The sequence below is a fragment of the Akkermansia muciniphila genome, from assembly GCF_030848305.1.
Classification (GTDB): Bacteria; Verrucomicrobiota; Verrucomicrobiia; order Verrucomicrobiales; family Akkermansiaceae; genus Akkermansia; species Akkermansia muciniphila_A.
On the sequence record NZ_CP114598.1, the window covers coordinates 316337 to 330405 of the forward strand.

General features: G+C 50.2%; 9 protein-coding genes, 3 tRNA genes and 3 rRNA genes. 4 read left to right on the forward strand and 11 right to left on the reverse strand.

The window, feature by feature from the left end:
• Positions 1–9: 9 nt before the first annotated feature.
• The 10 genes from panB to O4G22_RS01390 form a co-directional block, all read right to left on the reverse strand.
• Positions 10–798, reverse strand: a complete 789-nt coding sequence (gene panB, locus O4G22_RS01345; protein ID WP_094136635.1) for a 3-methyl-2-oxobutanoate hydroxymethyltransferase — start codon at positions 796–798, stop codon at positions 10–12.
• 21 nt (positions 799–819) lie between these two features.
• The gene (gene folK / locus O4G22_RS01350; RefSeq protein ID WP_290488197.1) at positions 820–1329 is read right to left on the reverse strand and encodes a 2-amino-4-hydroxy-6-hydroxymethyldihydropteridine diphosphokinase; all 510 of its coding nucleotides are present in this window, start codon (positions 1327–1329) and stop codon (positions 820–822) included.
• A 56-nt stretch (positions 1330–1385) separates the two neighbouring features.
• Complete coding sequence (gene dapB / locus O4G22_RS01355) at positions 1386–2126, reverse strand: 4-hydroxy-tetrahydrodipicolinate reductase (RefSeq protein ID WP_094136637.1); 741 nt, start codon at positions 2124–2126, stop codon at positions 1386–1388.
• Between the two features lie 12 nt (positions 2127–2138).
• Complete coding sequence (dapA, locus tag O4G22_RS01360; RefSeq protein ID WP_297405538.1) at positions 2139–3020, reverse strand: 4-hydroxy-tetrahydrodipicolinate synthase; 882 nt, start codon at positions 3018–3020, stop codon at positions 2139–2141.
• Between the two features lie 393 nt (positions 3021–3413).
• Positions 3414–3529: ribosomal RNA gene (rrf, locus tag O4G22_RS01365) — 5S ribosomal RNA — on the reverse strand.
• A gap of 225 nt (positions 3530–3754) precedes the next feature.
• A 23S ribosomal RNA gene (locus tag O4G22_RS01370) occupies positions 3755–6590 on the reverse strand.
• A gap of 209 nt (positions 6591–6799) precedes the next feature.
• Positions 6800–6876: transfer RNA gene (locus O4G22_RS01375), tRNA-Ile, on the reverse strand.
• Positions 6877–6900: 24 nt separating this feature from the next.
• A tRNA-Ala gene (locus tag O4G22_RS01380) sits at positions 6901–6976 on the reverse strand.
• 168 nt (positions 6977–7144) lie between these two features.
• Positions 7145–8656 (reverse strand): 16S ribosomal RNA (locus O4G22_RS01385).
• Together the 16S, 23S and 5S rRNA genes with 2 tRNA genes alongside form the textbook arrangement of a ribosomal RNA operon.
• Before the next feature lie 563 nt (positions 8657–9219).
• Entirely contained in the window at positions 9220–11391 is a 2172-nt protein-coding gene (locus O4G22_RS01390) for a redoxin domain-containing protein (protein WP_306701982.1), read from the reverse strand.
• On the opposite strand from O4G22_RS01390, the gene O4G22_RS01395 reads away from it, so the two are divergent.
• From O4G22_RS01395 to O4G22_RS01405, 3 genes are all read left to right on the forward strand, one after another.
• Positions 11291–11521 (forward strand): hypothetical protein, encoded by a 231-nt coding sequence (locus O4G22_RS01395; protein ID WP_218824888.1) that lies wholly within the window; start codon positions 11291–11293, stop codon positions 11519–11521. The genes O4G22_RS01390 and O4G22_RS01395 overlap by 101 nt on opposite strands.
• Before the next feature lie 81 nt (positions 11522–11602).
• On the forward strand, positions 11603–12049 hold the full coding sequence (locus O4G22_RS01400; RefSeq protein ID WP_094137517.1) for a hypothetical protein: 447 nt from the start codon (positions 11603–11605) through the stop codon (positions 12047–12049).
• Between the two features lie 102 nt (positions 12050–12151).
• Positions 12152–12778 carry a hypothetical protein gene (locus O4G22_RS01405; protein WP_218823936.1) on the forward strand — a complete coding sequence of 209 codons (627 nt, stop codon included), beginning with the start codon at positions 12152–12154 and terminating at the stop codon, positions 12776–12778.
• Between the two features lie 418 nt (positions 12779–13196).
• Here the strand turns inward: O4G22_RS01405 and O4G22_RS01410 are convergent.
• A tRNA-OTHER gene (locus O4G22_RS01410) sits at positions 13197–13255 on the reverse strand.
• Positions 13256–13506: 251 nt separating this feature from the next.
• Between O4G22_RS01410 and O4G22_RS01415 the strand changes: the two genes are divergently transcribed.
• Positions 13507–14001, forward strand: coding sequence for a DUF4339 domain-containing protein (locus tag O4G22_RS01415; RefSeq protein ID WP_155844479.1), 495 nt, complete (start codon positions 13507–13509; stop codon positions 13999–14001).
• Positions 14002–14069 lie beyond the last annotated feature (68 nt).

Consider the following 14069-nt stretch of genomic DNA (forward strand, 5'->3'; position numbering starts at 1 on the left):
AATCAATTGTTATGAGCTGATGGAACCGGGCTCCGTATAGCAATCTTCCATCCACTCCTTGACGGCGGCAATCATGCTTCCGGCTACGTCCGCGCGAGGTTTGACGAAAGCCGGAACAAACCACGGAAACGCTCCCACCAGATCATGAATCACCACGACATCGCCGTCACACGTATGAGCGCCGGAACCAATACCCAACGTGGGAATGGAAGAATGTACGGTAATTTGACGGGCAGCATGAGGCGTTACGCCCTCCACAACCACGGCACAAGCCCCCGCCTCCGCCACGGCCGCCACATCCCTTACCAGGGCTTCCTCCTCTGAGGAGGATTTTCCTTTAATCTTGTATCCTCCCTCCTCCAGCACTTTTTGCGGCAGAAGACCGATATGACCCACTACGGGAATACCGGCCTCCACAATAGCACGGATATTTTCCGCTTGGGCTGCCCCCCCTTCCAGCTTGACTGCATCCGCCCCAGCCAAAAACAATTTCTTTGCGGATTGCACGGCCTGTTCCACCGTATCATAAGAATGTATGGGCATATCTCCCACCAGCAGGGCGTTCTTCACTCCGCGCGCAGTAGCTTCCACATGATGAAGCATATGATCCAGCGTCACATGAGTGGTATCCGGAAAACCCAAAACCACCATCCCCAGGGAATCACCCACCAGCACAATATCTACGCCGGCTTCATCCAAAAGGCGGCCTGTAGGATAGTCATAAGCAGTTACCAGAGTCACATGCCGCCTGTTCTTGCAGGCGCGGATGCGTTCCGCTTTCTCAAAAGATTGATTCATGACATTCAATAAACATGCGATTTACCAGCGTTCCGATACCAGAAGCGGATCAGCTTCATCCGTATCCAATCCCGCCAACAGGCAGGCAACCGTTTTATGCTGGCGCGGCAGGATAAGTTCCGGCCTGATATCGGAAAGAGGTTTTAAAACAAATTTCCTCAAATGGGCTCTGGGATGGGGGAGAATCAGACGAGGAGGATCATTGACCACCATGTCCCCCACATAAATAATATCCACATCCGCCGTCCTGGGTTCACAGCGGATCCCGGAACGAACGCGTCCCAAGGCCCGTTCTATACCCTGGCAATGCACAAGCAATTCCTCCACCGTACCGGGCCAGGTAAATTCCACCACGGCATTCAAATAATCATCCGCACCGGACGGACACCCCTGGGGACTGGTAGCATACAGGGAGGATTGCAGAAAAGGGTCATCAGACAGACTCATCTGCAACAAATGATCCCTGGCCTGAATCATCAGGCTGTTTTTATCCCCAAGGTTGGACCCCAGTGCAATGCCGGCTCTCTTCATCAGTAAAAAATATCGTGGCCGATCTAAAAAAGGAGAACGGCCACGATACCAAAAAGTTATAATTGGGAAAGCCCCAGAACATCTTCCATGGTATACAGCCCCGGCTCCCGATTCTGGAGCCAAAGAGCCGCGCGAACAGCACCGGAGGCAAATGTCATACGGCTGGACGCCTTATGGGTAAGCTCCAGCCGTTCTCCATCAGAAGCAAATATCACGGTATGATCCCCCACCACATCTCCCCCCCGCAGGGAATGCATACCTATTTCCTTGGCGGGTCGAGGCCCTACCAGTCCTTCACGGCCAAAAACCACGCTATCTTCATAATTCCTGTCAATAGCGCCGGACAGAATTTCCGCCAGTGTCCGGGCAGTACCGGAAGGAGCGTCAATCTTATGACGGTGATGCATCTCCATCACCTCTATATCGCAACTGCCTCCCAGAATCTGGGCCGCCTTGCGCGTCAGCCAGAACAGGGCGTTCACCCCCACGGAATAATTGGAAGCAAACACAATCGGAATGGATGCAGCGGCATCCACAATCTCCTGGCGTTCCAGATCCGTATGTCCTGTAGTGCCTATGACCAGAGGCTTGTTATTGGCGACAGCTTCCGCCAGCAAAGTGCTGGTGAAAGCATGATGGGAAAAATCAATGGCTACGTCGCATTTGGCAAGGGCCGGATACAGCTCCTGCCCCTGGTCATGAGTGGCCCCCACGCAAGTATCCGGATTCAGCGTCACCGCCTCTTGGATAGCCTGGCCCATGCGGCCCGAAATGCCTGTAACAAGAATGGAAATCATATCACTAAAATATTAAAGAATGTTGAAACGTCGAAGAAGTGCGGAAAGCTGAGCTTCCTTTTCTTCCGGCAATGGAACCAGCGGAAGGCGTACTCCGGGCTGTATATCTCCTTTCATCGCCAAAGCCGCCTTGATCGGCACAGGATTGGAATCCAGAGTCATTAGCCCTTTCATCAACGGATAAAAAGTCTTCTGGAGAGAAAGCATTTCTCCCATATCCTGATTCAGGCCAGCTTTTACAATGGAATTCATGATGCCCGGAACCAGATTGGATGTTACGGAAACCAATCCGCTGGCGCCACAGGCCATAAAAGGCACCGTCAGGCCATCATCGCCGCACAGAACAGTGAAATTTTCCGGAACCACCTGCATCAGCTGGTTCACGCGGTCCACATTGCCACCGGCCTCTTTCACACAAACAATATGCGGGCAGTCCTTCGCCAGACGGCTGATTGTCTCCACACTGATTTCAATACCGCAACGGCCCGGAATGCTGTACAGCATAATCGGCAGACGGGTAGCGTCCGCAATGGCCTTGAAATGGGCATAAACTCCATCCTGGGAAGGTTTATTGTAATAGGGGCACACCTGGAGCGTTCCATCTACTCCCATCTTTTCCGCTTCCTGGGTCATATGGATAGCTTCTGCAGTAGAATTAGCTCCCGTTCCCGCAATAACCTGAATGCGGCCAGCCGCGCTCTCCACGGCCAGTTCTATCACCCTCAAGTGTTCTTTTACAGTCAAGGTGGGGGATTCTCCTGTGGTGCCGACAGCCACAATACCGGCCACACCGGCGGCTATCTGGGCTTCTACAAGCATTCTAAAAGCCTCTTCATCGACCCGATTGCCGGCAAACGGAGTCACAATTGCTGTATAAAGACCTTGAAACTTCATAACCTTACTTGGAAATATACTATCTCAACAGACACTTTTTGTCACGACAGAATACAGTAATATGGCATGCCTGTCAGGCATTCAGAAATATCATTCGTGAACAAATGGCACAAAACTCCAAGCATGAATTAAGCAGGGCCAGGAATGCTTCCGGCCGTCTGTCGGGCCGCCAACCGGTTTTTCTTCATTGTCCACGATATTTCAGGTCAGCAAAAGAAACCAAATCGGAATAATGGTTCAAGAGAACTGACGTGACCACAGTGACATGGCAAAAACACTTTGGCAGCCCACTATCGTCTATAGCCAGTGTTTATCAAGAAGACAGCATAAGAGAGAGCAAGAAGCGAACAGGCCCCGCGAGTCTGGAGACTGGCGGGGCCTGATGGGAAAAAATCCCGGCGGCGACCTACTCTTGCGGGACCTATCGTCCGACTACCATTGGCGCGGCAGCGTTTCACTTCCGGGTTCGGAACGGGACCGGGTGGGACCACTGCGCTCTGGCCACCGGGCTTCAGGGGGAAGGGACTTTCATCGATCTTCATCCTGCCTGCCCGGGAGCCCAGCATTGGGGCTTTCGAGTGTGGGATTTTTTTAATGGGTTAGTATGAGTCTAAGAAGATTTTTGGGAAGGGGGCATTCAGCGTAAACTGACATCTGCGTGGCTGGTGGTTGAGATCATGCATAGGAGAATGAGACAAGAGCAAGTGTTCATTCACGACGGGGAGTGATGTAATATGATGAAGTCAATTGGTAATTAGTATCGCTTGGCTCAATACATTGCTGCACTTACACCTGCGACCTATCAACGTGGTGGTCTTCCACGAACCTGTAGGGAAAACTCATCTTGGGAAGGGCTTGGCGCTTAGATGCTTTCAGCGCTTATCCCGTCCGCACTTAGCTACTCGGCCATGCACTTGACAGTACAACCGATGCACCAGTGGTGCGTCAGACCCGGTCCTCTCGTACTAAGGTCTGAACCCCTCAATTTTCCAACGCCCACAGAGGATAGAGGACCGAACTGTCTCGCGACGTTCTGAACCCAGCTCGCGTGCCGCTTTAACCGGCGAACAGCCGGACCCTTGGGACCTTCTCCAGCCCCAGGATGCGACGAGCCGACATCGAGGTGCCAAACCACGCCGTCGATATGAACTCTTGGGCGTGATCAGCCTGTTATCCCTAAGGTACCTTTTATCCGTTGAGCGACGGCAATTCCACTTTCTACCGCCGGATCACTTGGGCCTGCTTTCGCATCTGCTCGACTTGTTGGTCTCACAGTTAGGCGGGCTTATGCCCATGCACTCGACACCCGGTTGCCAACCGGGCTGAGCCCACCTTCGCGCTCCTCCGTTACTCTTTGGGAGGATACCGCCCCAGTAAAACTGACCGGCTGACACGGTCCTCTGGCCGGATTCACGGCTCAGGGTTAGATCCTCCAGTTTCAAAGGGTGGTGTCTCATTGATGACTCGGACGCCCCCTAAAGGGCGTCTTCAGCGTCTCCCACTTACTCTGAGCATTAAAACCGAAGAAACAATGACAGCTTACAGTTAAGGTCTATAGGGTCTTTCCGTCCTTCTGCGGGTAGGCGGCATCTTCACCGCCACTACAATTTCACTGAGCGCCTGGTTGAGACAGTGCCCAACTCGTTTCACGATTCGTGCAGGTCGGAACTTACCCGACAAGGAATTTCGCTACCTTAGGACCGTTATAGTTACGGCCGACATTCACCGGGACTTGGGTTCAGAGCTTCGCCTTGCGGCTAACCCCTTGCCTTAATCTTTCGGCATTGGTCACGTGTCACACCCTATACTTCGACTTGCGTCTTTGCAGAGTGCTGTGTTTTTGATAAACAGTCGGTTGGGCCATTTCTCTGCGGCCTGCATCGCTGCAGGCACCCCTTCTTCCGAAGTTACGGGGCTAATTTGCCGAGTTCCTTAACCAGGTTTCACTCTTACGCCTTGGTATATTCTACCCACCCACCTGTGTCGGTTTGCGGTACGGGTCGCTTAGCATACGCTGGGGCTTTTCTTGGCACTCGATCCAATGATGCGCTGAGTCCGTAGACTCAACTCGGAATTCAATAACCTAGTCATCTTTTCTCATGCGTCCCCCCAGTTTAAGGGTCGCGAGCTCAGGATTATTAACCTGATGTCCATCGCCTACGCCTCTCGGCCTCGGCTTAGGTCCCGGCTAACCCAGGGACGAAACACGTTGCCCTGGAAACCTCGGGTTTACGGCGGCCGGGGATTTCACCCGGCTTAACGTTACTCATGTCTGCATACTCACTTGCATGTGCTCCAGGGTCAGTCGCCATCACCCTTCGACGCGCATGCAACGCTCTTCTACCACTCTGCCTTGCGGCAAAGTCCAGAGCTTCGGTATAACGCTTGATCGCCAATCATTTTCGGCGCAGGATCACTCGATGAGTAAGCTATTACGCATTTTTTAAATGGTGGCTGCTTCTAAGCCAACATCCTCACTGTCTGTGTAATCCCACATCCTTTCCACTGAGCGTTATTTAGGCACCTTAGCTGCTGGTCTGGGTTGTTTCCCTCTCGACAATGAAGCTTATCCCCCACTGTCTCACTGCCACGTTCCATTGCACGGTATTCGGAGTTTGATAAGGTTTGGTAAGCGGGTGTGCCCCCTAGCCTTGTCAGTGCTCTACCCCCGCGCATCAGCACGTGACGCTGCACCTAAATGCATTTCGAAGAGAACCAGCTATCACGGGGTTTGATTAGCCTTTCACTCCTACCCTCAGCTCATCAGAGAACTTTTCAACGTTCACCTGTTCGGTCCTCCACATGGTTTTACCCATGCTTCAACCTGGCCAAGGGTAGGTCACCTCCGCTTCGGGTCCAGTACCTGCGACTTATTGCGCCCTGTTCGGACTTGCTTTCGCTGCGACTCCGGGCCGGAAGCCCTTAGTCTTGCCACAAACACTGACTCGCAGACTCATTAAACAAAAGGCACGCCATCGCAGATTGCTCTGCTCTGACACTTTGTAGACATACGGTTTCAGGTTCTATTTCACTCCGCTCACAGCGGTTCTTTTCACCTTTCCCTCGCGGTACTTGTTCACTATCGGTCGCCAACTAGTATTTAGCCTTGCGCGGTGGTCCGCGCGGTTTCATACATCGTTCCACGTGTGATGTATTACTCAGGATACCACTAATTCCCACTCTGGATTTCGTCTACAGGGCTTTCACCTTCTACGGCCAGCCTTTCCAGGCTGTTCTACTATCCAGTATGGTCGAATAGGTCGTGGTCCTACAACCCCGAAGGAATACCTTCGGTTTGGGCTCCATCCGCTTTCGCTCGCCACTACTTACGGAATCGATTTCTCTTTCTTTTCCTCCGCTTACTGAGATGTTTCACTTCAGCGGGTTTCGCGTTTCATACCCTATGTATTCAGGTATGAACGATCGAGTATTGCCTCGATCAGGTTACCCCATTCGGATATCCCCGGATCATCGCTTGCTTGCAGCTTCCCGAGGCTTTTCGCAGCTTGCCGCGTCCTTCTTCGCCTGTTGGCACCAAGGCATTCACCGTACGCCCTTACTTACTTCATCATATTGCAAAAGCTTGTTACCACTTCCACAATACCACAAAGCCCTTTCGTGACTTACTGTATTGTCTCATTGCTTGGTATGCATGTTTTTGTGTTTTGTAGTTGTTGTTGTTCAACTACCCACTTTGTTGGAAAGCGATTGCTTCTCAGCAACCGTTTTCTTTGCCACGCAGATGTCAATTTTCGCTTTCCCTCAATAATCGATTTTGCTGGTGGGCCTGACAGGACTTGAACCTGTGACCCCGCGCTTATCAAGCGCGTGCTCTAACCAACTGAGCTACAGGCCCGGCTTTGGGTCTCTTTTCCGAAACTGGTGGAGGCACGGGGACTCGAACCCCGGACATCCAGCTTGCAAAGCTGGCGCTCTACCAACTGAGCTATACCCCCAGTTGCGGTTCTCGGTGAAAAAAGGTCGTCACGCACGTCGTGCCCGGTTTTGCTCCAGGCGACCGGCTGTTTACACATCTTTGGTTCGTTGCGGGCCCTCGCGGGTTCCGCTTTCTCTTCCCTCGGGAAGAGATCCGACCTGCGCACTTGTGTGCGCTTACTCCATAGAAAGGAGGTGATCCAGCCGCAGGTTCCCCTACGGCTACCTTGTTACGACTTCATCCCAGTTACCAGTCTCACCTTAGGACCCTGCCTCCTTGCGGTTGGCTTCAGATACTTCGGGTGCGACCGGCTTCCATGATGTGACGGGCGGTGTGTACAAGACCCGGGAACGTATTCACGGCGCCGTAGCTGATGCGCCATTACTAGCGATTCCGGCTTCGTGTAGGCGGGTTGCAGCCTACAGTCCGAACTGGGCCCAGTTTTTAGGATTTCCTCCGCCTCGCGGCTTCGGCCCCCTCTGTACTGGGCATTGTAGTACGTGTGCAGCCCTGGGCATAAGGGCCATACTGACCTGACGTCGTCCCCACCTTCCTCCCAGTTGATCTGGGCAGTCTCGCCAGAGTCCCCACCTTCACGTGCTGGTAACTGGCAACAGGGGTTGCGCTCGTTGCTGGACTTAACCAAACATCTCACGACACGAGCTGACGACGGCCATGCAGCACCTGTGTAACGCCTCCGAAGAGTCGCATGCTTTCACATGTTGTTCATTACATGTCAAGCCCAGGTAAGGTTCTTCGCGTTGCATCGAATTAAGCCACATACTCCACCGCTTGTGCGGGTCCCCGTCAATTTCTTTGAGTTTTAATCTTGCGACCGTACTCCCCAGGCGGCACGCTTAACGCGTTAGCTCCGGCACGCAGGGGGTCGATTCCCCGCACACCAAGCGTGCACCGTTTACTGCCAGGACTACAGGGGTATCTAATCCCTTTCGCTCCCCTGGCCTTCGTGCCTCAGCGTCAGTTAATGTCCAGGAACCCGCCTTCGCCACGAGTGTTCCTCTCGATATCTACGCATTTCACTGCTACACCGAGAATTCCGGTTCCCCCTCCATTACTCTAGTCTCGCAGTATCATGTGCCGTCCGCGGGTTGAGCCCGCGCCTTTCACACACGACTTACGAAACAGCCTACGCACGCTTTACGCCCAGTGATTCCGAACAACGCTTGAGACCTCTGTATTACCGCGGCTGCTGGCACAGAGTTAGCCGTCTCTTCCTCTTGTGGTACTATCTTTTTAATTTGCTCCCACATGACAGGGGTTTACAATCCGAAGACCTTCATTCCCCCACGCGGCGTCGCACCATCAGGGTTTCCCCCATTGTGAATGATTCTCGACTGCTGCCACCCGTAGGTGTCTGGACCGTGTCTCAGTTCCAGTGTGGCCGGACATCCTCTCAGACCGGCTACCCGTCATCGCCTTGGTGAGCCGTTACCTCACCAACTAACTAATAGGCCGCGAGCCCATCCCCAAGCGCATTGCTGCTTTAATCTTGCGATTCTATGCGGTATTAATCCCAGTTTCCCAGGGCTATCCCACTCTCGGAGGCAGGTTACTCACGTGTTACTCACCCGTGCGCCACTAGAGAATTATTAGCAAGCTAGCAATTCTCTCGTTCGACTTGCATGTCTTATCCACGCCGCCAGCGTTCGTTCTGAGCCAGAATCAAACTCTCCATCAAATTAATTTTTGAAATTGCTGGACCAAATGGAATCTTGCGATTTCATTTGCGCCATGCTTCAGCCGGCTCTTCCTTCAAGTTGTGTCTCTTGAAGGCCTCTTCGCTCTGCCTTGCACGGCGCGCGTCACGACCTTTTTTCTTTCCCCTCGCTTCTACCAAACCACCCCTCTCAGAGCCAGGTCGCTCCTTCGGGCTTTTTCCTCCTCCGGCACCTCTCGGCGCCCTCGGAAAACCCTCGGCGGTTTTCGGTAGTCATTCCCTTGAAATCTTCTTATCGCCCCTGCTTCCAGGGAGCTCTCCGGGTGGCCGGCTCCAGCCGCTTCCGTTACTCTTCCGAGTCCGTCTGCCGCCGGGCTTTTCATCCCGTCGCCGTGTTGGCGTGCCGAGAACTTTATCAACTTCCCCCTTTTTGTCAATTTTTTTCGAGATGTTTTTTCGAGAAAAATTTCAAACTCATAAAAAATATTTCATTATCAACATATTACGTTTTCATTTTTTTCTAATAAAAAAGCCTCTTTCATCACGAAAGAGGCCTAAATGCTTCAGAAATCCTAAGTTTCTCTCTATTTTTTCTTCATGGCTGCGTATTGATGGACCAAAGGCAATTCCCGAAGGGCGTTTACAGCATCTTTCCTCGCCTGGGCGTAATCTTTTTCCTCCATTGCCATATTCATCATCACCTCATAGCAGGCGGCATTGTATCCGCCATCATCCCTCGTATTAAAATCCCTCATAATCTGGAGAGCATGGCGAGCCGCCTTATAACTGTATTTGCGCATTTCCTCCGAACCATTAAGGATCTTCAGGATATAGGAGGCAAGCGAATCTTCCCGAGGAAAGCGCTCCAAGACGTTGTCAAAAATCTCAACCATTTTCTGGTAATTCTTCTCCTTCCAAGCCTTTCCTGCCTGAACCTCCGCTACTGTAGACGCAAACCATCCATCATCGGAAAACTGTTCGGCATTTTCCTCAATCAACTTTTGGTATTCATCAAATTTCTTTTCCCGCCTCAATTCAAAGGATTTTTTTATGACAGCATACATGGCCTGCTGGCGGGCCTTCCGCTTCGCAACCTCATCCGCAAATCTGTTTTTATCAAAAGAGTCCAATCTGGCAGTTTCCGCCACCCATTCGGGCATCCTTTTAATTTCTCCGGACCACAACAATGTTCCGTCACGAACGACGGCAGCGGCGGGGAATGAATCAAGTTTGAGCAAATCACAGAATTCAATAACCGAACGATCCGATGGAATACCGACAGGATAAGGAGTCCATCCTTCCGGCCCGGACAAATAATCCTGCATCTGTTTCTCCGCTGACGGATTGACGCCCAACACCACGGCCTTTACTCCCGGATGATCTAAAAGCCCGTGTTTTTTAAGAACAACATCAAGTGTTCTTCCTGGAGCTGTTTCTCCAAGTATATTGTGACCTCTCCAGAAGCTGATGAATACGGTCTTGCCGGCAGGAAGTCCTGTCAGACCGGGATGATTGAACCATTTCAACTTACTGAAAAGAGGAGTGTACTGTTTGTCTTCCTGCACAACGCCCATTTCCTGCATCTTCCTCGGAGGCTCTGGCCTTATTTCAGCAATCGCCTGATTCACAATATTCTGAAAGGCTTCCTTATTGCCCGAAAGCTGCTGCAGTTTCGTCCAGGCTTTGCTGATGGACGTTAAGGACAGCGCCTTTTCCATATCCAGCAACGCCTCACCCATGTTTCCCTGCCTTTCCCTAAGTTCCGCCATCAGTTTCCAAGGCAAGGAAGCTTCCTTGTTATTCTTTCTGGAGATTTCAATACAACGGTTCAGGCATCTTTCCACCAGGGTGGCATCCATTTTCCCGGCAGGCACGGATTTTCCATTTAGAAGCGTTTCCGCCACATTAATCTGTACACGGTAATTGTCCGGATACTCTTTGCACAGTTCATCCAGTACGGCCTGTGCTTCCTGGAATTTTTCCAATTCCGCCAAGACGCTGAATGGCACCATTTTCAGTTGAATAATCTGATCCTGCTGGAACTGTCCCGAATCCTGAATTTGCCTTAAAAAGGCCTGTGCTTCCGCCTTCCCCGCCTTCCGGGCAAGTTCTCCCGCTCTCTCAGAAACCTGACGGTAGAGCTTCCATGCACGGGCGTTCGCTCTGGGGTTATCCTCTGGAAGAGATGTTGCAGAAAAATCAGGTTTCAACATGGCCCGCATCATTTCTTCAGAAAGTCTTCCGGGATGTCCTCTCCAAATAAGCTTGCCGTTTTTAACGGCAAAAGCATGGGGGATGCCGTTCACCCCCATTGGGGACAGCCATTTCTCCCTGGTCTTTTTCCCATCCACATCCACGGCCATGGCATAAGTCAGGGGGGATGGACGGTTTTTTAAAAATTCTTTCAGAGATTCCGGAGATTTCCTGTCCATGACATTAACTCCGATAATCTGCATATGAGGATTATTTTTAAAGGCCTGATGCAATTGTTCCATATGGGGCATAGCAGCCAAGCATGGTCCACACCAGGTAGCCCAAAATTCAAAAATATACACTTTGTCCTTTTCCCATTCCTTTACCGGAGTTCCCTGTATCCATACATCCGGCAAACCATCCAGAGCAAGTGATGGGAGGGCGCCCTCCGAAGCAACCGTTTTGTTTTCCTTTTTTTCAGAAGAAGCTGCCAGCAATGGCATTCCGGCAGCCGCCGCAAGAAACACGGAACATCCCAAAACCAATAAAGAGGAATTTAACATGGTGACACGGTACTATCGTAACCTTCTTCGTCAAGCCAATAGAAAAAAGAAAGAAAAGAAGGAAGGCCCGTTACCGTGTTCTTTCCACCAGGACAGAAGTCAAAATGCCCCGAAAAAGAAGAAATATTAATCATGATTTTTTTCATATGGAAGAAGAAAACAAACATGATCAACATCCACACTTTTTTGAATTTCATTGGATTTAGGAAAAATGATTTACCTTTTTGGATACGCAAAGACAATATTATTTTCTAAAATAGAAAATATGCCAGAAATGGCTTGCCAGATTTTTCTGAATGCGAAAAATGCGCGCATGGATGAAATGAAGTCCAGTATCAGAAAGTTTTTAGCTCTTACGAAAATGACCCGGGACGAATTTGCCGACCTTTGCGGCGTCAGCAAGAGTCAGGTCGATAAATGGCTTTCCACTGTTCCAATTCCCCGTGCCAGACAACGCCTGATTATCAGAATTATGAAAGAAGAGTACGCCAAACAGGCACGCCTGGTTCAAACAAAAAATCCGAACAGCATCCACGTTCCCGTTACTCCTCAAAAGTATGAAAAATTCAGGAATGAAGCTGAACGCCGTGGTCTGACCGTTCCGGAATGGGCGAGTGAAGCACTGGATGCTCTTTCCAGCATCAAAAGCAGAAGCTGAAAAAGAGAATCACATATCCCGGATCAATTCCAGAGAAAGAGAACATAGTGTCGTTACCGCCTCCTCCCTATCTTTTCTTTCGTTACAAATCTGCACAAATTCATGTCTGACGACGATATACGCATTCAGGTGAAAGAGTGGCTGCAAAGCCAAAACCGCAAGTCCTACCAATTGGCGGAGGAGATAGGTATCCGGCCACAAACTTTTTATGCACAAATGAGCGTTCGTAAAATATCAGCTCATACCAAAAAAGCGCTTTCCCGCATCATTCCAGGCCTGATTTCCGATTCAGAGCAGAATCCACTTTCCCATACGGAAGAATGTGACCCCAAAAAAATCAGAATCAAGGAATGGCTCCGTGCTCACGGCAAAACCCGCCAATGGCTTGCGGGACAATGCCGCGTTTCCGTCCGCACCGTACACACCTGGTTTACCGCACGCGGCAACATTCCTGTTACCCAATATCTTTTTATTGATAAGCTGATAAACGAAGGCGAATCGTGGAAAATTCAACTTCCCAATACCATTCCCGTGAATTTTCCGGAAACGGAAATGGAAATTGTTCACAAGTTCCAGAAACTGCATCCGGACATCGATCTTCCCATGTACGGCATGCATAAAATCCTGGAGTTATGCGTCAATGTACTCACTCAGGATGAATATGCAAAGATGCATCCATACTCCCGTATTACCAATACCGGAGAGATTCCCCACCGCCGGATAAAATAAAAATATTCAAAATTCCAAATTTTCTCGGTATCATTCATAAAAATACACTGTTTGCATGTCCATGCCAGTGCTCTTCAAAAGCATTGAAGACTCTCTACCCATCCGCCCCATTATTTTTCATTCAACCCTTTCATCTTCTGCCATTTTCGTCACAACAGCCACAGACTATTCCACTTCTCTCAATACAGAGAAAAAATCTTCAGCCACATTCCTCCATTCTCCCGGTTTCGCAAACCAACCGCTATTACTATTGATAAAAAACAGGCCGAACCATGCGTAATAATGCCTCTATCCAGCTTGTTTACCAAATCATGCTTGCCTTGCCTCTCTATTTTTAAGATAGCCCGCTTTTGATGGAAAAAGCCTTGATCACATGAAAAACCCCGTATTCCTGAGAAGAATACGGGGTTTGAAAAAATGGCACGTCCAACTGGATTCGAACCAGTGACCCACTGCTTAGAAGGCACTTACGGACGTTAAACTTATTTTAACTTTTCTAGCATTTTCAATGGGTTATTTAATCCTCCCCCCTTTCATAATTGTCCGCACTTATCCGTATTTGACCCTATTTAACCCCTTATACGGACAACCTACGGACAACTTGCAGTGCGTCACAGCTTCTTGCTCGTGTTCTCGGTAATTCTTTCCAGAAGGAAGAGTGCCAGAAAAAATCAGCCTTGTCTATTTTGGACTTGCAGAAAAATACTATCTGGAAATGATAAAAAGCAATGGAACAGTATTACATTGCAACGGAGGAAGGACAGACGGAAGGGCCGTATTCCTTTGCATCACTAGAAACTTTCTACGCCGAAGGCAAGATAACACAAAAAAGCCTTGTTTGCATTGCTGGCGGTCAAGAGTGGGTGCAGTTCGGAACGGTTTTAGAACAGAAGTGGAAAGAGAAATCTGAAAAAAACAGTTTGCAAAAAAAACAAGAGCGAACGGAAGCAACATCAACAGACGTAGAGCTTATACCAACTGTTGAGGGATTATTCCAGATCATGGGTATTCTTGCTCTACTCGCTGGGGTGATACTAGCTTTATGCAACACGGGGCCAGGATATGCCGCTATTGGTATTATTTACCTACTTTCCGGAGCCTTCTCCTGCCTTGGGTGCTTCTGGTGTGCCAAAGTCATTAAATTACTTTCCTGCACCGTTGACTTGCTTTCCGTCATAGCCAAGAGAGTATATAACTCCGGAAACTCCACGGATAAGCAATAACCGTTTCTCCTGAATCCACTGAACACAGAAACGCCCCGGACGAGCAAAACGTTGCGGGGCGTTTTCTT

Coding starts and splice junctions, on each gene's coding strand:
- panB (WP_094136635.1), bottom strand. CDS start 798: ATGAATCAATCTTTTGAGAAAGCGGAACGCATCCGCGCCTGCAAGAAC.
- folK (WP_290488197.1), bottom strand. CDS start 1,329: ATGAAGAGAGCCGGCATTGCACTGGGGTCCAACCTTGGGGATAAAAAC.
- dapB (WP_094136637.1), bottom strand. CDS start 2,126: ATGATTTCCATTCTTGTTACAGGCATTTCGGGCCGCATGGGCCAGGCT.
- dapA (WP_297405538.1), bottom strand. CDS start 3,020: ATGAAGTTTCAAGGTCTTTATACAGCAATTGTGACTCCGTTTGCCGGC.
- O4G22_RS01390 (WP_306701982.1), bottom strand. CDS start 11,391: ATGTTAAATTCCTCTTTATTGGTTTTGGGATGTTCCGTGTTTCTTGCG.
- O4G22_RS01400 (WP_094137517.1), top strand. CDS start 11,603: ATGATTTACCTTTTTGGATACGCAAAGACAATATTATTTTCTAAAATA.
- O4G22_RS01405 (WP_218823936.1), top strand. CDS start 12,152: ATGTCTGACGACGATATACGCATTCAGGTGAAAGAGTGGCTGCAAAGC.
- O4G22_RS01415 (WP_155844479.1), top strand. CDS start 13,507: ATGGAACAGTATTACATTGCAACGGAGGAAGGACAGACGGAAGGGCCG.